Here is a 26,146-nt window from a genome sequence, read left to right as displayed (position 1 = left end):
ATTATTTAACTTAAAAACAGAAAAGGATAAGCCTGTAAGCCGGATTCTGTATCCCGGTTTGCACCGGAATCCCTACCATTTATCCAGGATTTTGATCACTCAAAACCTCTAACGATCTACCCGTGTTAATGTCCAGAGGACGGAGACGAGTAGCCCCACAAATTAACACCTATTTGATCTTTCAGCCCGTAAGGTTTACCCTGCCTTCAAAGTCACCCTTGAAGCGGTGGGCTCTTACTCCACCTTTTCACCCTTACCCGACACAAAAAATGTGCCAGGCGGTATATTCTCTGTGGCACTTGCTGTCAGTTGATCGTTCCCAATCACCTGCCTTCCCGTTAAGAAGTACGGCACTCTATGCTGTCCGGACTTTCCTCCCCGGCATTTCACCGCGGCGGTAGGACGGCTTATTCCTTTCACTGACCACAAAGCTAAGAAATACTTTCCTTTGATCAGCAGGTAATTTACCATAAAAAGTAAAAATTATGGCATTTGTTTACACAGCAAACAAAATTATTGGCCAAAACTTCGCAATCCTTCTACACGCAAATTAACATTCCCCTGGGCAAAAACAACGGAATAAATGTGTTTTGGGGTCAAATATACCCTATCTGGCGTAATATCCGCAAGGGTTCCCTTTATTTGTACCCCATCAGTAACTTTATAGTTGGAAAGTATCTGCTGGACACTCTTTTTTGTCTCCGATAGCTGATTTCCCACAGCAAACACCATCTCCTTCTCCATCATTTTACTGAATTTCCCCTGTAAAAGCCAACCCGCGGTACGTACAATCGTATTTTTTGTATCCAGGTCATAATCCAAATCCTTTAAAGACAATTGCTGCGTCTGCGGATCATAATGTGGAATTCCTTTCAAAAAAATACTTCCCGTTACGCTGCCCGTCAGTCCCGCTTTGATGACAAGCCGCTCGTTTTGACCGTACATTTCAACAGAAGTAACCTGAATATTATATTTCCCACCTAAAAAAGAATATTTCTGTCCGGAAAACCGTGCTGTGGCCATCCTGGCGGCATCTTCATAGGAAATAAGACTGATCAACCCGATCCTGAAATCGGAGGTAACCTTATCAGTTAACTGTAAATCAGGGAGTTTCGGGGCCGGTTTAACGGCAGGCTTTGCGGCCGACGTAATGGTTTGGGTATAACCTTTCATGCCAATAGACGCGCGTAAGATATTGTCGCGCACCATCAGGGGAGTCATCACAATGGTCGTGGGTGTCACCAACAGCCAGGTGTCAAATTCCTTGGAAAGCAAAACAGGCTGACGAGCAAGATTCCAGGCTGCTTCCACATACTTTTTAATTTCAATACCCTTGGTAACCTGTTTGTCAATCGCCTGGGTGATTTTTTCAAAATTGTGGTTTAACAACCTGCTCACCATGCTTTTAATTGGAATTTTCATCCCGGACACTTTTACATTCGGCTCACTGATCCAGTCGAAACTGTCGACATACGTATCCGAATTCAGTTGCCAGTTCGGAGAAATTCCGATCCTGGATATCAACCGGATCCTGATCGAAAATTCGGTGTCCTTATAACCCGACAAGCTGATGCCCAGCGGACTTACTTTATAGCCCGCACTCACCCAGATTTTGAGCGGTACCTCAAACAAAAAAGTAGAATCCTTGGCAACTACCCGTATCGGATTTATTTTCCAGACCTTTGCTTTCAGGTTATCTCCACCATTGTCCTCGTAGCTGTCGTCTTCGTAGATCAACCCTTTCAGCTGCGCATTTAGCTGCGTTTCCAGCTCTGAAACCGGCATTTCAATGGGTACGTTCAATACCGATAAATGCTTTTCGTTCTGAAGTCCGGCGTCTGAATACAAATATTCTTCCATAGGCTTTTTGGGCGAAGTTGTTTTGGGACGGCAATTCCACTGACCTAACCCCATCGCGATCAGCAGCAAAACCCATACGAGGCGATTAGCGCAGTTATTTGATTTTGACGAGCGTCGCACCGTATCCGAATTTTTCCTTTTGAGCATCTTTAAAATACTGAACATGCTGATTTTTGCTCAGTCTCCGGTGCAATTCATCGCGTAAAACGCCACTTCCTGCACCATGAATAAAGGTAATTTCCTCCATCCCGTTACCGATTGCCTGCTCCAGACTTGTTTCGAAAGTAGCCAGCTGTTTTTTCAATATCTCCTCTTTCGACAACCGGGAAAAGTCTTCAACCAATTTTTCAATATGCAGATCTACAACACCTTCAGGCTTTTCCAGTTCAATTTTTGCCGTTGTGCCGCCACCCATCAAACTGGTCCGAAGCTGCTCCTGAATATCTGTTTTGTTTACAATAACCTCTTCCTTTTTTACATTTTCCTCATCCAGCTGAAAAACAAAAGCGTCCTTTCCTAACACAGGCGCCGGTCCTTTGCTCTTGTAAAAAGATTGAGCCCGGCATTTTATTTTTTTCTGAAACGGCAGTACTGCGTCAAAATTCCCTTCACGGAAATGCAAAAGATTAAACGAAAACACTGGCCAGGATTCGAAATCCTTCATCTGCAATTCCGTCAGCTTCTGTGAAGTTCTTGGCTTTAACAAACCTGCTGCCAATCCTGCATGAATATTTTCCTGCTGCGTTGTGGCCGTAAATGGCAAAGTCCAGTCGGAGTTATTGATGATGTGTAACGTCACAGCACGGTCGTTTACCGAAACAAAGGCGATGTAAATACCTTTTTCTGCAAAAGCAGCCTGTCTTGGCGCTATTCTCTCTCGTTGCGGCGCAATACGCTGTCCCTCAGGCGTACGGTTCAGCCGCTGTGATTCGACAGGAGAAATTGTCACCAACTCGCTACGCAGCACTGGAATACGGAACCCGTCTTCAATTTCAACCTCAATCACATTTCCCGGCAAAAAGGCATAAATAATTCCTTCTTCACGCCCATGTACCAATCTTACTTTATCTCCTATGTTCATAATCTTGTATTAAAAAAAACCGCCAATGTGTATCAATAACCTGTCGTCGGTTGCTAAGTTACTCTATTCTTAAGGATCCCGCATCCGGCCCTTTTCTTTATTAAAAATAAAGCGGTTTAAAATCGATCCCTTTTTTGCTAATCTGCAAGGCAGGAGCCGGAATTTTCAATGAGTTAGCTAAAAAAGCAATTGTCCTTACAAATTTGCTCCGTGATTTAATTTTGGTCAGATCAATATCAAGCGACAAATAAAATTGGCGATAAGAATGGAATCCCCTCTCAATACTCTGACTTTTTTCAGCAGAAACCATGTCATGAATCCCGTACCCTACTGACAAACACAACCAGGCCGGCCAGCTGCTTCCCTTGAAAAATGATTTTGGACTACCTGAAAACCAGTATGTTTGTCCGTTGTAATCTTTCAGCCAGCGCTCCGTCGGTTTACTTCCCAGCAAGTTCGGACGCTCCTTTGCCAGTCCGGTAAAATGGAATGAGAATTTAGGCTGGATACGTACCTCATCCCAAAGCGCGATCTGTCCGAGATAAATGGCTGAACCTGTTAAGTTGGCAACCATATCGCCGGGTGAAAAACCATAATCGGGTGAAAAACCATCCAGGATTTCAATCGGTGTCTGAAAGATAATTCCGGAAATGGCTCCGTAAATCATCATCTGTTTTTTTGAAATTCCTGTTTTTTTATAAATTTCCGCAGTGTGGCGTGCAATCTGGTAGGATGTGTAGAGATGCCCCATTTTGTCCATTTGCAGCCACTCATAGGTGTCATCCTTTACCCGGAAATTTGTTAAGGGGTTTTTATACCATGATTTGCTAAGCCCGTAAATCGTCCCTAAGTACAATGTTGACTGAGCCGCGAAGATGCCTCTGAGAAGTTTATAATTCGGAGCTACTTTGTCGGCAGAGTCCGTGTGAACAGAGTCTTGCGACATACTAAAATCCGTGATTTCCTGCGCCATAAGTAAGGACCCACCAGAAATCAGGATAAAAAAAAGAACTGTTATTTTGTAAAAATATTTCATTAAAAAGTTACCATGAAGCTTTCATAGCGTTTCGTTATGCGCTTTTAGGATTTGACTATGGGTGTGCTATTCATGCAATTTCTGACAAATAATCACAGACGCTATTCACTCGTTATTTAAAAATTATTCTGCCTTCAACCTTGTACCCGTTTCAATAACCGCCGTGATATTTCCTTAAACCCCATTCCACGCCCAGCAATAACAAAATCAGGAAGAAAAGCCATTTCAAATGAATCAATTCAACCATCTCTTCGCTGCTATCCAGACGATCCGGTTCCCGGTTTGTTTTTAGCTTTTGAATCAACTGCGCAAGCGAAGCGGGCTGCACAAACTGCCCGCCGGTTTTCGCAGCCAATTCCCGCAGCATACCAAAATCCGCCGTTGTATTAGCCAGTTCCAGGTCCACTTTCCTGATCACAAACTGGCCGTTTATTTTTTCAGAAACACCTTTTACCGTCGTAGTCGCCTGAAAACGATAAACTCCCTCAGTTAACCCACTGATATTAAAACGTGGATTTTCGGCCGTATGCGTGTATGCATATTGTTTCGACTTACCCGTTTCATCGGTGATGTCCAGTTTTACTTCCTGTCCATAAACCGGTTCGTAGATATCATTATAAATCTCCGTCTGAAAAATCACTTCTTCACCTTCCTCAAATTCCGGTCTGACCGGATAAATCCTGAACTTGCGTTTATCATCCCGCACGGAAAGAATCTGTATGATTTTCTGGAAAAGATTATCCACCAATTCATGCTTGCCGGTCAAAGCAAATTCCTCCTGCCTCCATTGCCATATCCCTTCACCGGCAAGAATCGCCGTTTTTTGTTCTGTCGCCGTATTCAATACCAAAAGCGGTTTGCTGGTATTCAAGGTTCCCACTTTTTGAAATAATATCGTCTCGGTACCCGGCGAAACGGTATATTCTCCAAAAGGCACTGAAAGAGGCGGAAGTCTTTCCAGTAATTTCAGACTTTCCTCATTGAAATTAATCTGCTGAAACAAAGGATTATAGCGCGCAACCACCTTGTCAAATTGTCCCTGACTGACATTGACCGTCATTAAGCGGTTCAAAGTATTTAGTAAAGGTACGGCCGACTGGTTTCCCAAAATATAGAAAATTGGTCTTTTTGAATCCAGAAACTTACGCACCATCGGATTGCCAAGCCCAAGTGTATTGGGGATCTGATGCAGGATAACCAGGTCATAAGGTTTGTTACCAGCCACGTCCGCATTCGGATTTGCCGAGGCCGTCAGGATATTAACATCCAGCTCATAATTATCATTACTTTCAATCAGACTCCTTAACGCTTTTACATCCGGATGCGGCGTTAAAGCCAGCAAAAGAATTTTCTGACGCCCATCAATAATATCGATATAAACATCCCGCTTGTTATTCCGGTCCGAAGCTTCGCCCTGCACAGTTCCGAGTTCAATGGTATAATGCTGAATGCCTTTTTGTTTGGATGAAGCAGTAAAATCGAAAGATTTAAAAAATGAAGCACGGTCAATCTTTACCTGTTGCGTGGCAATAATACGTCCTCCTTGTTTAAGCGAAACGGTGGTCGATTTCCCAGCCAGTCCATTCGCAGCAATGTCAGCCCTGATCGGAAAATCATTTCCCAAATATGCAACACGGTTGTTAACCACATCTTTGATCCGGATATCAAGATCGGGAATCGTATCACCAACTGCAATCGTATTCACTTTAAAAGGAAACTGATTAAACGTGGGCGCAACGCCCTGGTTGACGATACCATCTGAAAGCAAGATAACATCGGTAAGATTTCTGCCCTCAAAGTTACCTTTAACAGTCTGAAGCAATCCGGAAAGATCCGTTTTTCGCTGATCAAAACGGATAGAATCTATATTTAAACTTTCTGCTGTTTTGTTAAAAGTCTGGATGCTTACTTCATAACCAGCTGCATTTAATTCCTGAGCAGCTTTTGTAATCTGCTTCAAAACCGGCTGTCCCACCCCTTTTACGGATTCGGAGTTATCGACGGCGAAAACAATTTTGGCTTTATCAATCACACTTTCCGTGCGGCGCACCAACGGACTAAGCAACAAAAAACAAATAAAGGCAACCACAATGCTGCGTAGAGCCGCCAATGCGTAGTTAAGCTTTTTACTCCATGATGCCTCCGGCTGATATAAAAGGAATGCATAAGCACCGCCCGCCAGAAGACAAAAAATGATAAACCAGTATGGAGTTTGAAATATAAGCTCTGAACGCATAGTAATGGGTAAGCAGTTTTCCAGTAAACAGTATTACAGAAATATAGTAACAGTTTTGCAGAAAGCACTATTATTGCCAATATTCAATGAAATAAACGAGAGAAAGGCTAAAAAGCAACTATGAATCTGGTTTCTCTTATTTATCCAATAACACAAATCCCGCCTCTCCGTAACGAAGAATCGGGATTTGTGTTATATTTTGAAAAGCGAATATTAACCGCACGGCGGCCGCTTTCAACCAAGAAACTAGGTAAGCATTCCCCCGTCAACCTGAAGAACCTGGCCTGTGATGTAACTTGACATATCAGATGCTAAAAATATACAAGCGTCTGCTACATCTTCCGGCTTTCCGCCGCGTTTCATTGGAATGGATTGTTTCCACTCTTCGACCGCTTTTGAATCGATTGCATCGGTCATTTCAGTTTCGATAAAACCCGGAGCCACTGCATTGGAACGGATATTTCTTGAACCTAATTCAAGTGCAATGGACTTTGTGAAACCAATAATCCCTGCTTTTGAAGCCGCATAATTCGCCTGACCAGCGTTTCCACGGATACCAACAACAGAAGTAAGATTTATTATGGATCCGCTTTTTGCACGGATCATGCTTTTAGTAGCTGCTTTTGTAAGGTTAAATACCGATTTAAGGTTGATGTTGATCACGGTATCCCACTGTTCTTCGCTCATACGCATCAACAAACCATCGCGTGTAACACCGGCGTTATTGACCAATATATCAAGTTTTCCAAAATCAGCGATAACGTCGGTAACCAACTGATCTGCCTGCTGAAAGTCAGCAGCATCAGAACGATATCCCTTTGCCTTGATACCGAATTGCTCCAATTCCTTTACCAAAGCTTCTCCTTTTTCCACACTGGAAAGATAAGTAAAAGCAACGTCTGCTCCTTCCTGAGCCAAACGCAAAGCAATTGAACGCCCAATACCACGAGAAGCTCCGGTTACCAAAGCCACTTTATTTTCTACTAATCTCATAAACAGGTTTAAAATCGGATAGAATGAATTTCGAACCGCAAAAATAGGGTATTGTACAGAGACGGGCAAAAAAAGAGGGAATGATGACAAATTCTTTTCCCATTTATCTGGAAAATAAAACGCACCAAAGGCAAATTTCAACAGGTTTTTATTCAACGGTCAAAAATCAATTTCCATCCAACTGCAAAAAAACAGCCCCGCCGAAAAATTCAGCAGGGCTGTAAACAATAATAGGAGAATCCACTTAAATAAAGTTTCACATACTATTTCAGTCCCTTGCTTAACGGAATAAAATAGATTACATTTCTATCGACAAGAAGTGTCGACGGAAGAATTTTCTGAATGATGGAGTTATCCGGCGTGGCAGGACTTACAATCCCGAAATCATCGTCATTCACCACAGCAATCATTTTATTGTTGATAATGGCCAACCCTTCCGCCTTATCATGTGGGTAACCGCCAGGAATAGCCAAAATATCGGCAACCATTTCCTTCGTTACCGGCTTGATATTGTTTGAAATAATTTCGGCATCAGTCAGTTCGTCAACTGTTTTCCCTCCAAAAAGCAAGCCGCTTTCCTTATTATCCGGATCAGAAATGTCAGTGGCTGCGGAGATATCAATTTTATAAACACGTTTGATAAGAGATGCCGGATTTCCGCCTGCGTAATCCTGATCGCGTTCCAACACAAGAAAAGTCGTTCCGGTGATGGCTACAATCTCGCTTGACAATGTTTTGGTGGACTCGGTGATGTATGCAAATTGTTTTGTTTCACCCGTTGCCACGTTAAAGACAAGCAAACGTAACAGCCTCGAACTGGCAACTTTCGCTTTGCTTGGGTTATAGATTGGTGACTGCATCATGCCGACCAGGAATTTTCCATCCGGTGTTATCGTCAGCCCTTCCATACCCCGGTTGGGGCGGCGTTTAGCCAAAACTTTCGGTAATTTGCGGCCGCCTGTTCCCGTCCCGAAAGGATTGATACGTTCGATCGTTTTACCCGTTTTATCAAAATGAACAATATGCGGTCCGTACTCATCACTCACCCAGAAAGTACCGTCGGTAGGGTCTATTGCCAAACCTTCACAATCGATTCCTTCTGCATCATTTGCAATGGGCGCGCCCAGAAAATCCAAGGCTGTTTCACCGGCATTGCCTTCACCCGGTAAATTGGGACGGCCGGTCAGTTTGGTCCCCGCAGCGTTTTTAAATTCAATGGTCGACTGATAAACGAGTTCATCCCCTACCACTTTAAACTTTGCAATATTCGGATTAAAATCCGGCATCGGGAATATTTTCGAGTCGTTGGTACCGTCCACATTGGGGCCGCGGTCAGTCATCAGATAAAAAGAACCCCATTCTCCGGGAACCTGAGCCATGGATGAACCATAACCACTGCCATAGATTTTTGTTCCGTTTTGGGTCGTTAATAAGATCGGAGCTGTTTTGAAAGTAGCTTTTGCCGGATAACTCGCCCCATCCGGATTTTCAATGGCATGGTCCGTACAGGATATTAGGGCTGCTGCCGATAAAGTTGCCAGGAAGGTAAAACGTAATGTTGATTTCATATGGTCAGTTTTTCTTCAAAACTACGTTTTGGGCATGAGGCTAGAATTAAGGAGATGTTACGAAAAGGTTAAATCGTACCTGGTTCGATAGAAAGAATCGTTTTTGATTTATGTACATGTTAAAGGGTTGTGAAGAATAAAATTTGAACAAACTGCAACCTATAATGTCAGCGATTTTCTGAAATTAGCTTTATAAAATTCCTCCCGGACAAACCTTCCTGCCATTCTCTTTGTTGATTGGTCATTGGTATACTATTCAAAAAAGCCTTTTAAGGCTGTAATTTCAATATAAATGGCAGAATCAATTAAAACAGCGCTGATCACCGGCGGCTCCAAGGGAATAGGTTATGGTGTAGCAGCAGTGCTGATCAAAGAAGGAATTCGCGTGGCAGTAACCAGCCGCTCTCAAAAAAGCGCTGATGAAGCGGCCACAGAGCTTAACAAGATCCGTGAAGGTTTCGCAATCGGTATCGAATCGGATGTGCGCAGTCTCGAATCACAACAAAATGCAGTAAAAGTTCTTGTTGACAAATGGGGACAACTGGATTACGTGATTGCCAACGCTGGAGTAGGGCATTTCGCTCCGATTTATGACCTGACACCGGAACAATGGCAGGAAACCATTGATATCAATCTAACAGGTGTTTTTTACAGCGCCAAAGCGTCTTTGGATGCGTTGAAAGAAACAAAAGGTTATTTCATTAATATTTCCAGCCTTGCCGGCACCAACTTCTTTCCGAATGGAACGGCCTATAATGCAAGCAAATTTGGCTTGGTAGGTTTTTCACAGGCCATGATGATGGACGTGCGCAATGACGGCGTCAAGGTTTCCACCATTATGCCCGGATCTGTTGCAACGGAATTTGCCAATCACCAGCCATCGGAAAAGGATGCATGGAAAATTCAGCCGGAAGATATCGGCCAGATTGTATCTGACTTAATTAAAATGCCGGCCAGAACCTTACCGAGTAAGGTAGAAGTACGCCCGTCGGTTCCGGGGAAATAATCCGGAGTACAATAACAGTTAGCCTTGGCCTTAAAGATCAAGGCTAACTTTCACAAGCCAATTTCTTCCTTTTCATACCATTTGGCATACAGATAACAGGAAAGCAAAAGTCCCGCCGCTCCTATTCCCCAGACTGGAATTTTATATAGAATCAAAAACGTGAGCAGCACAAAACCTGACAATACAGGTTTCATCATATCTTCGAGAAGTCCGCCCCGTTTGTATAAATAACTGTGAAAAATCATTAGCACCGATAAGCCCAGCGCATAAAGCTGTAACACTTCCAGAATGGTAATGACATTGTAGCGGATCACGATCAGCGTTTCGGGAATAATCAGGATGGTATGAATTAATAAAGTTCTGGCAAATCGTACCGCTGTGGAAACAGGTAAAGAACGGCTCCAAAGCCATATTTCATTTTCCCAGCGAAACAACTCGTATGATAACCCGATATTCAAAAGATATCCCAAAGTCAGGCCAATGGCCGGCAAACGGATATCATAGGTGTCGGTCTGGTAATAAATCAGTGTACAAATAAATACGCCGATCGCACCGATCTTGCAGCATAAAAGCGTGAGCCCTTTTTCTCTGAAAAGCCATTCGATACTCCAGTAAATCCAGGAGACCGGCCTTGGAAACGGCCAGTTGAAAACCATCTTACCTTTTGCATGAAAAAGTCGGGGGTTTCTTAGCCGGTGTTCTGCCACGAGCACCAGTATCGTACTTAACAAGGTATAAAAAATAAATATCGGCCAAATCCTGTGCAGCAGCTTGTCCTGCCGGGCAATTAAAATAATGTAAATTCCATAATAAAGGATAGGCTGCAAAAAACCGAGTGCCATCAGCAAAAAACGGATCATTCGTCTTTGATTGGGCCAAAGTCCGGTGTTGTAGATAAAATGATAATCCGGCTGTGTCCACAGATTCGAAATAAAATGGGCACATAAAAAGGTATACAAAACCCAGATGCCTGCCAGATAATACATCCCGAACGGATCGGTCAGGAAGAAAAGCGCGAAACCGTAATGTTCGCGGCTGCCCATGAAACCAAATAACAGCCCCATCAGCACAAAGAACATACCTGCCCGTTGGCGAAAAAAGGCCTGCACGGTGGAAAGCATCAATATTTTCATTCCATTCCGAGTTTGACCAGCGTCTTATTCCTCAAAGCAAAACTTTCCGTTACAGCCAGCCCTTCCTGCTGAAAAAGCTGATGTGAAGAAATGAGAAATGTCACGCCCTGCTGATGATAAGTCTGAATTAATTTGAACAATGCCTGCCGGGCTTCCTTATCAATGGTAATAAGTGGTTCGTCGAGAATAATCACTGAAGGATTTCCCAGGAAAGAAATGGCCAGCGACACCTTTTTCACCATCCCGCTGGAACAGCTGCCAAAAGGATGTTTCAGATAATTAATTCCGAGCGTATCGATAAGCATTTCCACCTGCCCTGCCGGACTTTTCTTTGCCTCTGCCACAAAGGCAATCAGGTCGGCCGGTGTTAAAAAGGAAGGATAGAGTGGTTCCGCCTCACCGAGGCTTAACCGCAAACGATAATCAACCGGCTCTGTTTTCAGATTATACTTCTGGTCTAAGGTTACATTTCCTGTAAAGGGCAGCATCCCGGCCAACGAACGAAACAAGGTAGATTTCCCCGCGCCATTTTCTCCCTGAATCCAGTAAATCCCGGAATCAACTTTCCAGGAAGCTATATCCAGCACCTCCAGCGTGCCATAGTGCTGCTTTAAATTTTCAATTTCAAGAACCATCCACTTATATATAAGTTATAATTATATCGAAGATAATATTCGCATGAGATATCACATCCATTGCAACTAAATAATACATTTATTTCCATCAAAAATATTATTTTTACTTAAACGCAAATTCCGTGCAATATGCAGTGGCTTATCCAGTATTTCGGTCATATTCCCTCTTCTCACCGAAGCGCCATTTTGGTGGGCGGCATTATGTTTTTCTGGCTGATTGAAGGAACCTGGCCACTTTTCCAATTCCGCTACAACAAATGGAAACATGCCGGAATCAATTTTTTCTTTACATTAACCACCATACTGGTCAATTTTCCCCTTGCCTTTATTCTTGTCAAATCCAGCAATTGGGCAACAGATCATCAATTTGGCATTTTACATCTGATACCAAATCTGCCATTGTGGATACAGGCATTAGCCGGATTGTTATTACTGGACCTCATCGGTGCCTGGACGGCCCATTGGGTGCAGCATAAGATCAAATTTTTGTGGCGGTTTCACATCATTCATCATGCCGACCAGTATGTAGACACCACGACCGCCAACCGCCATCACCCCGGGGAAAGTCTGGTGCGGTTTATTTTTACAGTGCTGGCAATTCTGATTACCGGGGCACCGATGTGGCTGATCTTTCTCTATCAGTCTTTATCCGTGGTACTTTCTCAGTTTAACCATGCAAACATTACACTGCCCCGCCGGCTTGATGCATTGTTAAGTCTGATGGTTGTGACACCAAACATGCATCACATCCATCATCATTATACCCAGCCGTACACCGACTCCAATTACGGAAATATCTTTTCCATCTGGGACAGGCTGTTCGGAACTTTCACCAAACTTGATCAGCAAAAAATCATTTACGGGATCGATACACATCCGCTACCGGAAGAAAACAGTAAGGTATCCAGTCTGCTTCGGATCCCTTTTCAAAAATACCGCCCGGCCATCAGAGAAAATTCTAAAAAGAATTAAATCGCCAAATTTTCATTTGTAATAGTTTCAAAATAAGTAAGATAACTTTGGCGAAACAGATTAAGCTTCTACTTTTTAAAAATTTTTAATAAATTGTGTGCGCATTCAAATATGTTGATAGTCCCACAAATTTTATGAAGAAAAGTTTCCTTAGTATCCTATTCTGTTTTTTCTCTATTCTTAGTGTGCAGGCGCAATATCAGGCCGACTGGAAATCCCTGGATTCACGCGCCACACCTGCCTGGTTTAAAGATGCAAAGTTTGGCATATTTATTCACTGGGGACTTTACTCGGTTCCGTCCTGGGCTACCAAATCCAACGCGGATGGTTTTGGCAGCGGTTATTCCGAATGGTACTGGCAGCGCCTTCATGACCCAAAATTAAAGATCCATAAAGAATTTGTCGCTTTCCAGGAAAAAGTCTACGGACCTAATTTTAAATACCAGGATTTTGCAGGCCAGTTTAAAGCAGAACTTTTCAATCCCGACGACTGGGCTGACCTGTTCAAAGAAGCCGGCGCAAAATATGTTGTACTTACTTCCAAACATCACGAAGGATATGCCTTATGGCCAAGTGCCGAATCCTGGAACTGGAACTCGGTGGACGTAGGCCCGCACCGCGACCTGGCGGGAGATTTAACAAAATCTGTCAAAAATAAAGGGCTGCATATGGGATTTTACTATTCCTTATATGAATGGTTTAATCCAACCTATAAATCTGACGTCAATAAATATGTAGCCGATCACATGGTTCCACAATTGAAAGACCTCGTGACGCGCTATCAGCCGGATTTGCTGTGGACGGACGGCGAATGGGATCAGTCATCTGAAACCTGGAAAAGCAAGGAATTCCTGGCCTGGCTTTACAACAACAAATCGGTCAGTGAAAATATTGTCGTGAATGACCGCTGGGGAAATGATACCAAAGGAAAACATGGGAGTTTTTATACCTCTGAATATGGCCAGGGAACTTCCTCTGGCACCCATCCCTGGGAAGAATGCCGCGGCATCGGAGAGTCTTTTGGCTATAACCGCAATGAAAATCTGGAAGATTATATGAGCAGCGACAAGCTGATCCATTCCCTTGTTCAGGTGGTTTCCAAAGGAGGAAATTTCCTGTTGAATATCGGCCCAACGGCAGATGGCCGGATTCCCGTGATCATGCAGCAGCGATTAAAGGATCTCGGAAAGTGGCTGAATGTAAACGGTGAGGCAATTTACGGCTCGGAAAGCTGGAAAAATGCCCCACAGGCTTCCACCGACAGCACCGTGTTTTATACAAAAAAAGGCAAGGACTTATACGTAATCTGCGCTCAATGGCCTGATCAGATCGCGATCAAAGGCATTGCCAATCCGAAAAACATTTCCATGCTTGGTTATAAAGGAAAGATCAAAACCAGCCAGTCGAAAGGAAAAATTGTTATTACCACACCAGTCATTACGCCCAGAACATTGCCCTGCAATTCTGCCTGGGTTTATAAAATTGAAGGAGTTTTATAACGTTTTGTCATTGCCACAACCCCTATACTTAAAGTAGTCAGTTCAACATTTTTACAAAAATACAATGAAACCAACCCGTCGCTCTTTTTTACGCTTATCTGCTTTGGCGCTGCCGTTTACGCAGGTCAATAAGCTTTTTGCTTCCACAGCAGTAAATAAACCGATTGTTGTGTCAACCTGGGATAGCGGACAAATTGCAAATGGCGCAGCCTGGCCGGTACTCGAAAAAGGCGGAAAAGCCTTAGATGCAGTCGAACAAGCTGCAATCGCCATTGAAAATGACATCAATTGCTGCGTTGGTCTGGGTGGCAATCCCGACCGCGATGGGTATGTGACGCTGGATGCCAGCATCATGGACGAAAAAGCCAATTGCGGGTCAGTTGCTTTTCTTGAAAGAATCAAACACCCGATTTCTGTTGCAAGAAAATTAATGGAAACGACACCGCATGTTTTTCTCGCAGGTATCGGCGCGCAGCAATTTGCATTGGCAAACGGCTTTAAACTCGAATCCGGAAAACTTTCACCCGATGCAGAAAAGGCTTACAAAAAGTGGCTGGTAAAGGCTGAATACAAACCTGTTATCAACGTAGAACATCAGCAATCACGCCCGAAACAAGGTCACGGACCATTTGCACCCAACCGTTTTGAAGATGGTTCTTTCAACCACGACACGATGGGAACGATTGCGCTGGACGCCAACGGAGATGTTTCCGGCATGTGCACAACCAGCGGCATGGGCTTCAAAATGCGCGGCCGTGTGGGCGACACACCGATTATTGGCGCAGGGTTATTCGTGGATAACGAAGTGGGCGCTGCTACCTCGTCAGGACAAGGCGAGGAAGTGATCCGCGTTTGCGGCACACACCTGGTGGTGGAATTTATGAGAAACGGACTTTCTCCTTATGATGCCTGTAAAAAAGCGATTGACCGTATTGTCAAACCGAATCCCGAGCGTGCGAAAACATTTCAGGTTGGTTTTATCGCGATAAACAAGCAGGGCGAAGTTGGCGCCTATTCGGTGCAAAAAGGATTTAACTATACCGTAACCGAAAAAGGCGGTAAAGGAAAAGTGTTCGACGCTGAAAGTTATTTCGGCTAAGTATTGGCTATCGGGGTCAGAGTTACGATCAGCAGATTGCCGACAGCAAACCATTTTAAAAATTGAACCAAATAGTAAAACCCAAAATGAAATTAAAACCTTTTCTTCCTGCTCTTTTCCTGTTTTTAACGACTGCGGCTTTTGCGCAGCAGCATTCGGAGCAGGACCATTCAAAATATGTGGCACCGACAGATCCGCTGGTGCAGCAAAAGTTAAGCAAATGGCAGGATGTAAAATTCGGCCTGCTGATGCACTGGGGGACATACAGCCAGTGGGGAATTGTGGAATCATGGTCGCTTTGCCCGGAAGACGAAGGCTGGTGCGAACGCAAGGGACCGCATTCGCATGACTGGTTTGAATACAAAAAAGCTTACGAGGAAATTGGAAAAACCTTTAATCCGGTCAAATTCAATCCTGAAAAATGGGCCACTGCTGCGAAAAATGCGGGGATGAAATATGTCGTTTTCACGACAAAACATCATGACGGTTTTGCGATGTTTGATTCCAAATATACCGACTATAAAATCACCAATACGCCTTTCAAATCGAACCCGAAAAGCAATGTAACGAAAGAAGTTTTGTCGGCTTTCCGGGATAAAGGATTTATGACAGGGACTTATTTCTCGAAACCTGACTGGAATACACCTTCTTACTGGTGGAAATATTTCCCGCCAAAAGACAGAAACGTGTCTTACGACCCAAAAAAATATCCGGAACAGTGGAACAAGTTTAAAGATTTCACCTACAATCAGATCGAAGAGTTAATGTCTGATTATGGTTCGGTTGATATTCTTTGGCTGGATGGCGGCTGGATTCGTCCAAAAAGCACCATTGACCCCAATATCAGCTGGCAAAAAACGATTCCTTATGATCAGGATATTGATATGGCGCGTATCGCTAAAATGGCCCGCTCTCATCAACCTGGATTACTTGTCGTAGACCGCACGGTAACGGGCGAATTTGAAAATTACGTAACGCCGGAACAACAGATTCCCGATCACTACATGTCCATTCCATGGGAATCCTGCCTGACCATGGGCGACTCCTGGTCCTATATTCCAAAAGAAAATTTCAAGTCGACCAGAAAGCTGGTGCATACGTTGGTAGACATCGTTTCAAAAGGTGGAAACCTGCTTTTGAATATTGCACCGGGGCCCGATGGTGAATGGCATGAAGAGGCTTATCAGCGTTTGGAAGAAATCGGGAAATGGATGAACGTGAATGGCATCGGAATTTATGATACCAAACCTCAGGCACCTTATCGCCAGGGGAAATGGGCTTACACCAAAAAAGGAGATACGACCTACGCATTTTACCTGGCTGAAACGGGAGAAGCAATTCCTGGCCGTTTGAAACCTGAAGGACTTGCTATCCCGGCAACCGCTAAAATTACCATAGCGGGTACCAAAAAAGCATTGCGCCTAAAAGACGGGGTTATCGAAATCCCTGCCAAAACCATTACCGAATTAGGACAGCAAGCTGCTTATTTGTTTGTAATTAACTGAGGCTAAAAGAAATTATCCAGTATGCGTAACTAATCTTATATTTGTTAATATAAAGTTATACACATGCTGGAATTTGAAATAGATAAATTAACCAGTTCAATTGAAAATGCTGTTACCGGGGAGAAATTCGAAACATTAGTTCTTCCGTTACAAATTGCCATAAAAAAGAAAGATTGGCTATTCGATTGGAAAGCGGAAAGTACAAATGATGAGAGGCTGGTTTACAAGTTGGTCACAAGCCAGAATCCCGAAATAATTCATGGATTGATAAGCATCAGTATTAACCAGGATCACGTTTACATGCATTTGGTTGAAAATGCTGCATTTAATAAAGGTGTAGAAAAGATGTACCTCGGTGTAGCTGGAAATCTGATTGCTTTTGCATGTAAATTATCATTTGAAAACGGATTTGACGGGATCGTTGTTTTCGAATCCAAGACAAAACTGATAACGCATTATCAATTATCGATCGGAGCAAAAATCCTTGCCGGCAACAGAATGTTTATTGATGTCAAAGAAGCACTTTCACTTGTTAAAGATATTTCAAATGAAAACTAATTTCAAAATATTAGATCAAACCGATCCCGAATTTATCAATAACAAACTTGATAAATCGGCACTCAGTGAAATAAGCAGACAGCTAAAAAAAAGAAGGATTCAACCGATTCATCCGGGAAAGGATAAATCCGCTAGCTCCCTGGTTAGCAAAAAAGTCAAGAATTAAACAATCTTTTTATTCATAACAGAAAGCAACCCCTTAATCCAAAATGATAAAACAAATCGCCGCGTTATTTTTGTTAACGGCATTTACCTCGTTTGCACAAACTCCCCCTAAACCTTATGGTGCTCTGCCAGCGCCCCGACAAATTGCCTGGCATGAAACAGAAGTTTACGGTATCATGCACTTCACACCCACTACGTTTGAAAACAAGGAGTGGGGGTATGGAGATGCCGATCCTAAACTTTTCGCCCCAAAAGATTTCAATGCAGAACAGATTGTTCTGGCTGCCAAAGCAGGCGGACTGAGAGGAATTGTTTTTGTTGCGAAACACCATGATGGTTTCGCACTTTGGCCAACCAAAACAACCGAATACAATATTTCAAAAAGCCCTTTCCGTAATGGAAAAGGCGATATGGTTAAGGAAGTTGCTGATGCAGCCCGTAAACATGGTCTGAAATTCGGCGTTTACTGTTCGCCATGGGACCGGAACAATGCCAAATACGGCACTCCTGAATACCTTGCGATTTATCGTGAGCAGCTTCGTGAGCTTTATACGAATTACGGCCCCGTGTTTATGTCGTGGCATGATGGTGCCAATGGTGGCGACGGATATTATGGCGGCGCGAGAGAAAAACGTTCGATCGACAACACCACTTATTACCAGTGGGACTCTACCTGGACCAACCTGACACGGAAACTTCAGCCGAACGCAAATATTTTCAGCGATGTAGGCTGGGATGTTCGCTGGGCAGGAAATGAAGAAGGTGTAGTAGATGAAACTTCATGGGCAACTTTAACACCGGTACCATCCAAGGGAACCAACGTGGCAGTACCAGGCCAGGCCAACGCGGACGAAAACCCAGGCGGAACCAGAAACGGTAAAATGTGGATACCAGCAGAATGTGACGTGCCGCTTCGTAAGGGATGGTTCTATCACGCGGACCAAAAACCAAAATCACCGGATCGTCTTTTTGAATTATATTTCAAAAGTGTAGGGCGTGGGGCCGCACTTGACTTGGGACTTGCACCGGATACAAGAGGCCAGCTTCATGATGATGACGTGGCCGCCCTGAAAACATTTGGCGATCGTGTAAAAAATACTTTTGCAACAAACCTGATCGCCCGGGCTAGTTCAAAGGCCGTTAATGTACGTGGATATAATTCCGTTTACAGTGCAAAAAATATCCTCGACGGAAAATCGGAGTCTTACTGGGCAACGGACGACGATTTCAAAACACCTGAGGTAACCATAGAGCTGAGTGCTCCGATCACATTCGACGTCATCAGCTTACAGGAATATATCAAACTTGGACAGCGCATTGAAGGTTTTGCCGTGGACGTTTGGGAAGGCAGCAACTGGAAGGAAATCCATCAGGGAACCAGTGTTGGCGCAAAACGCCTGGTAAAACTTTCGGCGCCGGTTACCGGCCAGAAGTTCAGGCTGAGAATCACAAAATCGCCCGTGAGTGTGGCAATCAGTGAATTTGGTCTTTACAAGGACGCGAAATAAAAAGTAAACGGCCCCTTTCTTTATCAGAAAGGGGCCGTTGGTTTTAAACCATATCGTACTTTATCAAAAATTCTTGTCATAGGATTCATCGGCTGTCTTTGATAACTCAGTTGATGAAAATACATTGAATGAAGAAAATTCCTTTTGCAATTTGTTTATCTTGAAATAAGTATCAATCTGACAATTTGCCGAACCCGTTTCTATTTCTTCCACCGTTACCCGAATCTTTCTTTTACGAAACAGAGGCATAATTTTCCTCCAAAACTTCTCTGTCCATTCTTCCGGTTCTACCACAAAAGTTGTTTGCATGGCCGTTAGTCATTAGTTTAAAATAAAATTAAGCGTACTCCTCAATAAAAATTTTATTTACAGCTGCCAATAGCGCTATTTCAATCTTTCCAGTCGTCCGTACATTTCCATCATCGCAGACTGATCTATTAAGGTCTTTGTCTGCTTTGTTCCTACCAAATCCGTTCCATCCTTTTCGTTTTTCCAGATTCTTTCTGCGTCATCAAAAAAGAATTGCAATTGTTTTTTGTTCCTGTCCACCTCATATAGCGCCTCGTAACCCCTCAACAACACGACGTTGAACCAATAATGGTCAGGCAGCTTATTGTTCCGGTAAAAATACTTTTCGGCTGATCCGGCAATAAGCTGCGCCTCCTCAAGATACTTCTTTTCTTTGGTTATAACGTAAAGTAAAACATTTGATTGGAGCATCGTACCGGTATTGTAAGTATATTTTGCCGAATCGATTTTCAGACTTGGAATTTTAATCGCATCATAAAATATTCCGTTTTCGCCACGCAAGTGCTTGTTTGTCCATTCATACAATTGCACGGCCGTAGTCAGATATTCTTTCTTTTTAGTGATTTTATATAATTGCAAAGCCACCAAAATCCCGGGGCCGTTGGAACAGGTATTCTTCGTATTCTTTTCATCTTCCTTCCAGTACAAGCCCCCACCCGCTTTTTCATCAAAACCCGTCATCTGAAAACGGTAAATTTCCTCCGCGATCCTCAGATATGACTTACTTTTTGTTCTGTTGTAGGCATCAAGACAGGCAATCGCGATCCATTGGTTGTCGTCATAAAACCGGGCATCTTTTCCTTCCTTCGTCACATAAGCCTGATAACCCGGCGCGGGCGGGTTATCGTTATGATACTGACTTATTGCCCTCAGAACCGGTTTCATATGAGCCTTTCCCGGATCCAGTTGCTCGGCCTCGTTCGCCGCCTGGATCAAGGCACACAAAGGCCACAGATACGAATGCGGTTTATCATTCTTAGCATTGGTTTCTTTGTAAAGACCCGTTTCTGGCTCATAGAAAACCTTATTGATGTTTTGATCGATTTGAGAAATTCGTGCTTTATAGTCGACCACAGGCGACTGCGCATTGGATTTCCCCAAAATAATCAGCGTTAAAAATAGCAACGTTAATCCGGACTTCATCATACGATTTTAGTTAAAAAGGATACTCAAAATGACAAAGCTTTAAGCATAGTTTATTTTACTCTAACCCCTATTATAACCCAGTTGAAAACTGATTTTTCACTGCTAAATCGTTTTAAAGACACATGTTTATTGGAGTATAAAGTAATTTAATTTTGTTATTCAAATAAAATACAAAAGACTATTTTATATAACTCAACCTTTACCTACTTTTGATTTCACCATGTCTATTTTCAACAGAATTAATATTGACTCAAATCACTAAACATACGGATGATTCAATACTCTGGGACAGTTTCCGGGATGGAAACGAGGCTGCATACACCGAGCTCGCCAAGCGTTATTATCGGACATTGCTTCATTATGGTTTACGATTTACGCCCAACGTCCAGATTGCCGAAGACACTTTACAAGACCTTCTCATACATTTATGGCTGCACCGGGAAAATCTGAACGACACCCCTTCTGTTAAGTTCTACCTCTTAAAATCCTTCCGCCACAGAATAATCAAAACATTAAAACCTTTTTCTGAAGAACTTGAACTTACTGATCACTTCGAAGATCATTTGCAAGAGTTTTCTTCCGAAGAAGTTATTATTCAAAATGAAAACGAAGCAGGTTTAAAAAATCAGGTGCAGGAACTGATGACACAACTCCCTGCGCGTCAGCGAGAGGTTGTTTATTTACGTTTTTTTCAGGGTTTAAAGTCAGAAGAAATTGGAAATCTGCTCGCTATAAAACCTCAGTCGGTTAGTAATATTCTGCAACGTGCGTTATCCAATTTGCGCAATTTATGGCCTGTCACACCTTCTTTTTCTTTTATATTTTATTCATTTTTCGAAATTTTATTGTAATTTTTAAATAATTTAAAAAATAAGCTTTGGTAAGCGAGTATCCGGACAATTATAAGAGATAATAACAATATACATGTGGAAAAATATTGTTATTTATGGACCAGTTGCCCGACGAACTTTTTCAGGATTTGCTCAATAACCCAGCTTTTATAGCCTGGGTGCTGGAAGAAAATCCTGAACTCGATCAATACTGGAAAAACTGGGCAGCCAGAGATTGCTCCCGAAAAGAAGCTCTTCAGCAAGCACGTTTTACATTACTCTCCTCAAATAACGAAACACACCGGATCACCGACGAGCACATTGCTTACAAAATAAGTCAGTCGCTTGAAATAGCTAAACGGAGGGAAAATATATTAAATAAAAATAACCACTCGCAAAACCTGAATGCGTTACGAGCGGGCTGGATGGCCGCCGCTTCTGTGATCGTACTCATGGCGATCGGCCTTGTCTTTTATAAATATGATAACAGTAAATCACTGTTTACTGAAAACCAACGGCAGTTTTCTCAAAATAACGAGATTGTTGAAGTATTAAATTCCAGTGAAGAAGCCCGATATGTACAACTGCCGGATGGCAGTTCCGTGGTGCTTCAAAAAAACAGCCGGATAAGCTACACCAGACAATTCGGGCCAAACAATCGCGTCGTTATCCTGTCTGGTGAAGCGTTTTTTGAAGTAACAAAGGATGCCGGAAGACCATTTTTTGTTTACGCAAATGAACTGGTCACCAAAGTCTTAGGAACAAGTTTCAGTATTAAAGCAGATGAATCAGGTGGCAATGTTCTGGTTGCCGTCAAAACGGGGAAAGTATCGGTTTTCTCCAATAGCGACAAACATGCCGATGACTATAAAAACAGCAGCAAGTTATCGGCGCTTTTACTGACACCAAACCAGCAGGCATCTTTTGAACGCAGCAAGCTTTTACTCACCAGAACATTGGCCAAAGGCTCCGCTTTACTAAAAATACCGATTGAAAATCAAAGTTTTATATACCAGGAAACGCCTATTTCGGAAGTTTTTGCATCGCTTGAAAAAGCTTACGGCATTGATATTACGTTTAACGAACAGGTCATGGCGCATTGCAGCATCACAGCGACGCTTGGCGACGAACCGCTGGAAAATAAACTGAAATGGATTTGTACAATACTGGAAGCGACGTATGAGGTCAGCGATAACAAAATAACGATTACCGGTAAAGCTTGTCAATAATTATTTATTCCTAAACCCAGACTATTTGAAAATAAACAAAAAAGGTGAACGATGTGGCAACATCATTCACCCTGATTAAAACTCCCCACCTATGTTGGCACTAAGATGAAGTCCCCCGAAAAGGGACACGGGAATTATTTTGCTGATTTTTTTATAACCATCAAAACATTCAAAAGTATGAAAAAAACCTTACAATGGCCCCCAAGCATATTTAAAATTATGAGAATCAGCCTCATACAATTATTCGTCATTATACAATTTTCCGGCTTGTCGTTTGCAATTGACAGCAATGCTCAGGAAGTCCTTAATCGCCGGTTGACGATTAACATTAAGGAGCAGAAAATTGGTGTAGCACTGGAAAAACTGGGTAAACTTTCGGGCGTCAACTTTATGTACAGCCCTGAGTTGATCCAGTCAGAACGCAAGATTAACCTGAACGCAAAAGAAGAAAAACTGGAAGTAATTCTGGACAACTTCCTGACGCCATTGAAGGTGACTTATGAAGTTTCCGGCAAGCAGATTTTATTGAAGCGAATTCCTGGTACCAAACCTGCCGTACCATTGGTAAATGGCATGGGCACTTCCGTCCAGACGATCAAATCAGTACTTTTTCCGATCAAGGGAAAAGTCATTGACGCAACCGGCGGATCAATTCCCGGTGCTACAATCGTATTGAAAGGCAGTTCAAATGTTGGAACCACAACGGACGGCGAAGGAAATTTCTCGCTTGAACTACCGGAAGGCAGCACCACACTCGTTGTTTCATCGATTGGTTTTTTGACACAGGAAATCAGTATCGCCAACAAATCGGTGATCGAAATTACACTTCAGTCGGATGTTAAATCGTTGAGCGAAGTCGTCGTGACGGGTTATTCTTCTCAGTCGAAAAGGGATATCACCGGTTCGGTATCCACGGTAGATACCAAGGAACTGACAAAAGTTTCTGCACCAAACGTTGCACAGCAACTACAAGGCCGCGTGGCCGGTGTTACCGTTACTGCCAACAACACGCCGGGCGGTGAAGCCACGGTTCGTATCCGCGGATTTGGTACGATCAACAACAACGATCCTCTGTATGTTATCGACGGCGTACCAACCAAAGGTGGTTTGAACAGCATTAACCCGAACAACATTGAGTCCATGCAGGTTTTGAAAGATGCTTCTTCGGCTTCGATTTATGGATCTCGTGCGGCAAACGGGGTCATTATCATTACAACTAAAAAAGGGAAAACCGGTGCACCGCAATTTACTTTCAACAGCCGTTTCGGTGTGCAAACCGGAAAAGTAGATTTGGGACTGATCATCGATCCGCAGCAGTTCGGCGACCTTCTCTGGACCCAACGCAGAAATGCCGGCGTACTTACCAATGGAAATCCGTCTCACCAGCAATATGGCAATGGTGCAAATGCTGTTGTTCCTGACTATATTCTTGCCGGTTCAAGTTATGGTTTATCAGAAGGCGACCCGAAAACAAATCCTTCTTTGTACAATTATAACCGTACCGGGTTTTACCAGATTGTAAAAGCAAACAAACAGGGAACGGACTGGGAGAAGGAAATTCTTCGTGATGCGGCCATTCAGGAGTATAATGTTGGCGCCTCTGGCGGAAGTGAAACAGGCCGGTATGCGCTTTCGCTTAACTATTTCAAGCAGGACGGTATCCTGAAAAATACTTCGTTCAACCGATATTCTTTGCGTTCAAATACAGAATTCCTGTTGAAAAAGAAAATCCGTTTTGGTGAAAATCTTGAAGTCAGTTACACAGAAAACAAAGGTTATTACAGCAACAACGGAACGGCCAGTACAACCAATAACCAGGATGGAAACCCGATCGGAAACGGATTCCGTATTCCTTCGATCATTCCGGTTTATGATATCATGGGTAAATTCGCTGCGACGCGTGCTGCCGGTCTTGGACCTGCAACAAACCCGGTTGCGCAATTGTACCGTACAAAAGATAACCGTGTAAACACGTTCAGAACTTTCGGTAACGCTTACGTAGAGGTTGACGTCCTGAAAGATCTGATCGCAAAGTCAAGCATCGGTGTCGATTTTACCAATTCAAACAGAACAGCTTATGTTTTGCTCGATTTGGAAGAAGCGGAAATTGAATCCAATAACTCACTGACCAACGCCTATGCGTATGACGTAAACTGGACCTGGTCAAATACGCTGAATTATTCCAAAACCCTGGGTGGCATTCATAAACTGAATGTGCTGGCAGGTACCGAAGCGATCAAAGGTTCGGGCAAGGATTTCTCCGCGACACGTACTTCCTTTTACTCCGAAGATCCTCAGTACATGTACCTGAGCGCAGGATCGGCCGGTATCAACAACACAGGTGCGGGTTATGAATGGTCGCTTTTCTCTATTTTCGGAAAAGTTAACTATGCGCTGAAAGATCGCTATTTGTTGGAAGCAACGGTAAGACGTGACGGTTCTTCACGTTTTGGGCAGAACAACCGTTATGGTACATTCCCTGCATTCAGTGCAGGATGGAGATTGTCAGAAGAAACTTTCATGAAACCACTAAGCTGGCTTGACGACCTGAAACTGAGAGCAGGCTGGGGACAAACCGGTAACCAGGAAATCGGAAACTATAATGGTTTCAGTACTTACCGCTCAACACTCAACCAGTCATCTTACGCAATCGATGGTTCAAACAGCTCCGTTCAGCCAGGTTTTGACACACAGGCCTTTGGGAATCAGAATGCAAAATGGGAAACCACAACGCAGACAAACATCGGTTTGGATGCGACTTTCCTGAAAGGAATGTTCAACCTGAATCTTGATTTATATAACCGTACCACTTCCGATATGTTGTATCAGGTGAGCTTGCCTGCAACGCAAGGTGTGGCAACCGTTCCTTTTGTAAACGTTGGCGAGATGAATAACAAGGGAATTGATCTTGCTATTGATTTCAATAACAAAGCTTTGGACGGACAGCTTACCTACTCGATTGGTGCCAACATTTCGGCCTACAAAAACAACGTTGAAAAGTTGAACAACAGTGCTTCTGCGGTACTGCTCGGGCCAACAATCCGTAGCTATACCTGGACCCGCTCGGTTGCCGGAATGCCGTTGTATTCTTTCTACGGTTTGCAAATTGACGGAATTTATCAGAACCAGGCGGAAGTTGACAAAGGGCCTACATACCCGGGTTATGCGGCCGTTGGTAAATACAAATATCACGACACCAATCAGGACGGTGTGATCACGGATGCGGACCGGAAATTCCTTGGAAACCCGCACCCCGATTTCACATACGGTATCAACATGAACCTGGGTTATAAAGGTTTTGACCTTTCTGCCTTCTTCCAGGGCGTTAAGGGCAACCAGATCCTGAACATGGTAAAACGCTGGACTGATTTCAATAACCAGGCGGGTAACAGAAGTCTTCGCATGCTGAACGACTCATGGACTCCTGAAAACCCGGATGCAGTTTTGCCGATTCTGGACGCAAATGACAGCAGAAGCCAGCAGCCGTCAAGCTACTTCATCGAGGACGGTTCTTATTTCAGAATGAAAAACCTGACGATCGGTTATACATTACCTGCAAAGGCATTGGCAAAATTAGGCCTGACCAGTGCGCGTATTTATGTTCAGGGACAAAATCTGTTCACGATTACCAAATACTCAGGCATTGATCCCGAAGTTACTTCGGTCGGCTCAGCACCGGGTTCTACTGTATTGGGTGTTGATCAGGGGAATTACCCAAGATCCAAAATGTATCAGGTTGGTCTCAACTTTGGATTTTAACGAAAACAAACCGACACAG

The 26,146-nt window shown here is 43.4% G+C and carries 20 protein-coding genes and 1 other RNA gene; 10 read left to right on the top strand and 11 right to left on the bottom strand.

The genetic code is table 11. From position 1 onward, the window contains the following. Positions 1–19: 19 nt before the first annotated feature. From rnpB to RB622_RS03755, 7 genes are all read right to left on the bottom strand, one after another. Positions 20–414, bottom strand: an RNA gene (gene rnpB, locus RB622_RS03785) — RNase P RNA component class A. A 99-nt stretch (positions 415–513) separates the two neighbouring features. After that, complete coding sequence (locus tag RB622_RS03780; RefSeq protein ID WP_308045178.1) at positions 514–2,007, bottom strand: DUF4403 family protein; 1,494 nt, start codon at positions 2,005–2,007, stop codon at positions 514–516. Then, positions 1,955–2,941, bottom strand: a complete 987-nt coding sequence (locus RB622_RS03775) for a DUF2027 domain-containing protein (protein ID WP_308045177.1) — start codon at positions 2,939–2,941, stop codon at positions 1,955–1,957. Before RB622_RS03775 ends, RB622_RS03780 begins: the two co-directional genes overlap by 53 nt. A 100-nt stretch (positions 2,942–3,041) precedes the next feature. Beyond that, on the bottom strand, positions 3,042–3,914 hold the full coding sequence (locus RB622_RS03770) for a DUF2279 domain-containing protein (RefSeq protein WP_308045176.1): 873 nt from the start codon (positions 3,912–3,914) through the stop codon (positions 3,042–3,044). A 214-nt stretch (positions 3,915–4,128) separates the two neighbouring features. Then, a complete protein-coding gene (locus tag RB622_RS03765; RefSeq protein WP_308045175.1) occupies positions 4,129–6,213 on the bottom strand; it encodes a VWA domain-containing protein in 2,085 nt (694 codons plus the stop codon). Between the two features lie 246 nt (positions 6,214–6,459). Beyond that, on the bottom strand, positions 6,460–7,206 hold the full coding sequence (gene fabG, locus RB622_RS03760; RefSeq protein ID WP_308045174.1) for a 3-oxoacyl-[acyl-carrier-protein] reductase: 747 nt from the start codon (positions 7,204–7,206) through the stop codon (positions 6,460–6,462). 263 nt (positions 7,207–7,469) lie between these two features. After that, positions 7,470–8,774: an esterase-like activity of phytase family protein gene (locus RB622_RS03755; RefSeq protein ID WP_308045173.1), complete on the bottom strand. Its 1,305-nt coding sequence runs from the start codon at positions 8,772–8,774 to the stop codon at positions 7,470–7,472. A 292-nt stretch (positions 8,775–9,066) separates the two neighbouring features. Here RB622_RS03755 and RB622_RS03750 point away from each other — a divergent pair, with 292 nt between their 5' ends. Next, positions 9,067–9,780 carry an SDR family oxidoreductase gene (locus RB622_RS03750; RefSeq protein ID WP_308045172.1) on the top strand — a complete coding sequence of 238 codons (714 nt, stop codon included), beginning with the start codon at positions 9,067–9,069 and terminating at the stop codon, positions 9,778–9,780. A gap of 50 nt (positions 9,781–9,830) precedes the next feature. Here the strand turns inward: RB622_RS03750 and RB622_RS03745 are convergent, their stop codons facing one another. Both RB622_RS03745 and RB622_RS03740 read right to left on the bottom strand, forming a co-directional pair. Beyond that, entirely contained in the window at positions 9,831–10,913 is a 1,083-nt protein-coding gene (locus tag RB622_RS03745; protein WP_308045171.1) for a hypothetical protein, read from the bottom strand. Then, on the bottom strand, positions 10,910–11,548 hold the full coding sequence (locus tag RB622_RS03740; RefSeq protein WP_308045170.1) for an ATP-binding cassette domain-containing protein: 639 nt from the start codon (positions 11,546–11,548) through the stop codon (positions 10,910–10,912). The genes RB622_RS03745 and RB622_RS03740 overlap by 4 nt, the downstream gene beginning before the upstream one ends. Before the next feature lie 129 nt (positions 11,549–11,677). Here RB622_RS03740 and RB622_RS03735 point away from each other — a divergent pair, with 129 nt between their 5' ends. The 6 genes from RB622_RS03735 (at position 11,678) to RB622_RS03710 (ending at position 18,854) form a co-directional block, all read left to right on the top strand. After that, complete coding sequence (locus tag RB622_RS03735; RefSeq protein ID WP_308045169.1) at positions 11,678–12,520, top strand: sterol desaturase family protein; 843 nt, start codon at positions 11,678–11,680, stop codon at positions 12,518–12,520. A 134-nt stretch (positions 12,521–12,654) separates the two neighbouring features. Next, the gene (locus RB622_RS03730) at positions 12,655–14,019 is read left to right on the top strand and encodes an alpha-L-fucosidase (protein ID WP_308045168.1); all 1,365 of its coding nucleotides are present in this window, start codon (positions 12,655–12,657) and stop codon (positions 14,017–14,019) included. A gap of 64 nt (positions 14,020–14,083) precedes the next feature. Next, on the top strand, positions 14,084–15,118 hold the full coding sequence (locus tag RB622_RS03725; RefSeq protein WP_308045167.1) for a N(4)-(beta-N-acetylglucosaminyl)-L-asparaginase: 1,035 nt from the start codon (positions 14,084–14,086) through the stop codon (positions 15,116–15,118). Positions 15,119–15,204: 86 nt separating this feature from the next. Beyond that, positions 15,205–16,623, top strand: a complete 1,419-nt coding sequence (locus RB622_RS03720; RefSeq protein WP_308045166.1) for an alpha-L-fucosidase — start codon at positions 15,205–15,207, stop codon at positions 16,621–16,623. Positions 16,624–16,686: 63 nt separating this feature from the next. Beyond that, the gene (locus RB622_RS03715) at positions 16,687–17,181 is read left to right on the top strand and encodes a hypothetical protein (RefSeq protein ID WP_308045165.1); all 495 of its coding nucleotides are present in this window, start codon (positions 16,687–16,689) and stop codon (positions 17,179–17,181) included. Positions 17,182–17,390: 209 nt separating this feature from the next. After that, positions 17,391–18,854 carry an alpha-L-fucosidase gene (locus RB622_RS03710; RefSeq protein WP_308045164.1) on the top strand — a complete coding sequence of 488 codons (1,464 nt, stop codon included), beginning with the start codon at positions 17,391–17,393 and terminating at the stop codon, positions 18,852–18,854. Positions 18,855–18,917: 63 nt separating this feature from the next. Here the strand turns inward: RB622_RS03710 and RB622_RS03705 are convergent, their stop codons facing one another. Together RB622_RS03705 and RB622_RS03700 are read right to left on the bottom strand one after the other, a co-directional pair. Then, a complete protein-coding gene (locus RB622_RS03705) occupies positions 18,918–19,163 on the bottom strand; it encodes a hypothetical protein (RefSeq protein ID WP_308045163.1) in 246 nt (81 codons plus the stop codon). A 75-nt stretch (positions 19,164–19,238) separates the two neighbouring features. Then, positions 19,239–20,309 carry a glycoside hydrolase family 76 protein gene (locus RB622_RS03700; RefSeq protein WP_308045162.1) on the bottom strand — a complete coding sequence of 357 codons (1,071 nt, stop codon included), beginning with the start codon at positions 20,307–20,309 and terminating at the stop codon, positions 19,239–19,241. Positions 20,310–20,554: 245 nt separating this feature from the next. Between RB622_RS03700 and RB622_RS03695 the strand changes: the two genes are divergently transcribed. From RB622_RS03695 to RB622_RS03685, 3 genes are all read left to right on the top strand, one after another. Beyond that, the gene (locus RB622_RS03695; RefSeq protein WP_308045161.1) at positions 20,555–21,160 is read left to right on the top strand and encodes a sigma-70 family RNA polymerase sigma factor; all 606 of its coding nucleotides are present in this window, start codon (positions 20,555–20,557) and stop codon (positions 21,158–21,160) included. Positions 21,161–21,255: 95 nt separating this feature from the next. Beyond that, positions 21,256–22,368, top strand: a complete 1,113-nt coding sequence (locus RB622_RS03690; RefSeq protein ID WP_308045160.1) for a FecR domain-containing protein — start codon at positions 21,256–21,258, stop codon at positions 22,366–22,368. 219 nt (positions 22,369–22,587) lie between these two features. Then, positions 22,588–26,127 carry a TonB-dependent receptor gene (locus RB622_RS03685; RefSeq protein WP_308045159.1) on the top strand — a complete coding sequence of 1,180 codons (3,540 nt, stop codon included), beginning with the start codon at positions 22,588–22,590 and terminating at the stop codon, positions 26,125–26,127. Positions 26,128–26,146: the final 19 nt, after the last annotated feature.

Origin of the sequence: Dyadobacter sp. LHD-138, assembly GCF_030929615.1 — a bacterium.
Taxonomy (GTDB): domain Bacteria; phylum Bacteroidota; class Bacteroidia; order Cytophagales; family Spirosomataceae; genus Dyadobacter.
Note: the sequence above shows the minus strand (reverse complement) of the source record. Positions and strands in the feature narration are given on the sequence as shown.

Excerpts from the sequence above, each read along its gene's own strand:
- RB622_RS03780 (WP_308045178.1), bottom strand. The coding sequence starts at position 2,007 with ATGCTCAAAAGGAAAAATTCGGATACGGTGCGACGCTCGTCAAAATCA.
- RB622_RS03775 (WP_308045177.1), bottom strand. The coding sequence starts at position 2,941 with ATGAACATAGGAGATAAAGTAAGATTGGTACATGGGCGTGAAGAAGGA.
- RB622_RS03770 (WP_308045176.1), bottom strand. The coding sequence starts at position 3,914 with ATGGCGCAGGAAATCACGGATTTTAGTATGTCGCAAGACTCTGTTCAC.
- RB622_RS03765 (WP_308045175.1), bottom strand. The coding sequence starts at position 6,213 with ATGCGTTCAGAGCTTATATTTCAAACTCCATACTGGTTTATCATTTTT.
- fabG (WP_308045174.1), bottom strand. The coding sequence starts at position 7,206 with ATGAGATTAGTAGAAAATAAAGTGGCTTTGGTAACCGGAGCTTCTCGT.
- RB622_RS03755 (WP_308045173.1), bottom strand. The coding sequence starts at position 8,774 with ATGAAATCAACATTACGTTTTACCTTCCTGGCAACTTTATCGGCAGCA.
- RB622_RS03750 (WP_308045172.1), top strand. The coding sequence starts at position 9,067 with ATGGCAGAATCAATTAAAACAGCGCTGATCACCGGCGGCTCCAAGGGA.
- RB622_RS03745 (WP_308045171.1), bottom strand. The coding sequence starts at position 10,913 with ATGAAAATATTGATGCTTTCCACCGTGCAGGCCTTTTTTCGCCAACGG.
- RB622_RS03740 (WP_308045170.1), bottom strand. The coding sequence starts at position 11,548 with ATGGTTCTTGAAATTGAAAATTTAAAGCAGCACTATGGCACGCTGGAG.
- RB622_RS03735 (WP_308045169.1), top strand. The coding sequence starts at position 11,678 with ATGCAGTGGCTTATCCAGTATTTCGGTCATATTCCCTCTTCTCACCGA.
- RB622_RS03730 (WP_308045168.1), top strand. The coding sequence starts at position 12,655 with ATGAAGAAAAGTTTCCTTAGTATCCTATTCTGTTTTTTCTCTATTCTT.
- RB622_RS03725 (WP_308045167.1), top strand. The coding sequence starts at position 14,084 with ATGAAACCAACCCGTCGCTCTTTTTTACGCTTATCTGCTTTGGCGCTG.
- RB622_RS03720 (WP_308045166.1), top strand. The coding sequence starts at position 15,205 with ATGAAATTAAAACCTTTTCTTCCTGCTCTTTTCCTGTTTTTAACGACT.
- RB622_RS03715 (WP_308045165.1), top strand. The coding sequence starts at position 16,687 with ATGCTGGAATTTGAAATAGATAAATTAACCAGTTCAATTGAAAATGCT.
- RB622_RS03710 (WP_308045164.1), top strand. The coding sequence starts at position 17,391 with ATGATAAAACAAATCGCCGCGTTATTTTTGTTAACGGCATTTACCTCG.
- RB622_RS03705 (WP_308045163.1), bottom strand. The coding sequence starts at position 19,163 with ATGCAAACAACTTTTGTGGTAGAACCGGAAGAATGGACAGAGAAGTTT.
- RB622_RS03700 (WP_308045162.1), bottom strand. The coding sequence starts at position 20,309 with ATGATGAAGTCCGGATTAACGTTGCTATTTTTAACGCTGATTATTTTG.
- RB622_RS03690 (WP_308045160.1), top strand. The coding sequence starts at position 21,256 with ATGGACCAGTTGCCCGACGAACTTTTTCAGGATTTGCTCAATAACCCA.
- RB622_RS03685 (WP_308045159.1), top strand. The coding sequence starts at position 22,588 with ATGAGAATCAGCCTCATACAATTATTCGTCATTATACAATTTTCCGGC.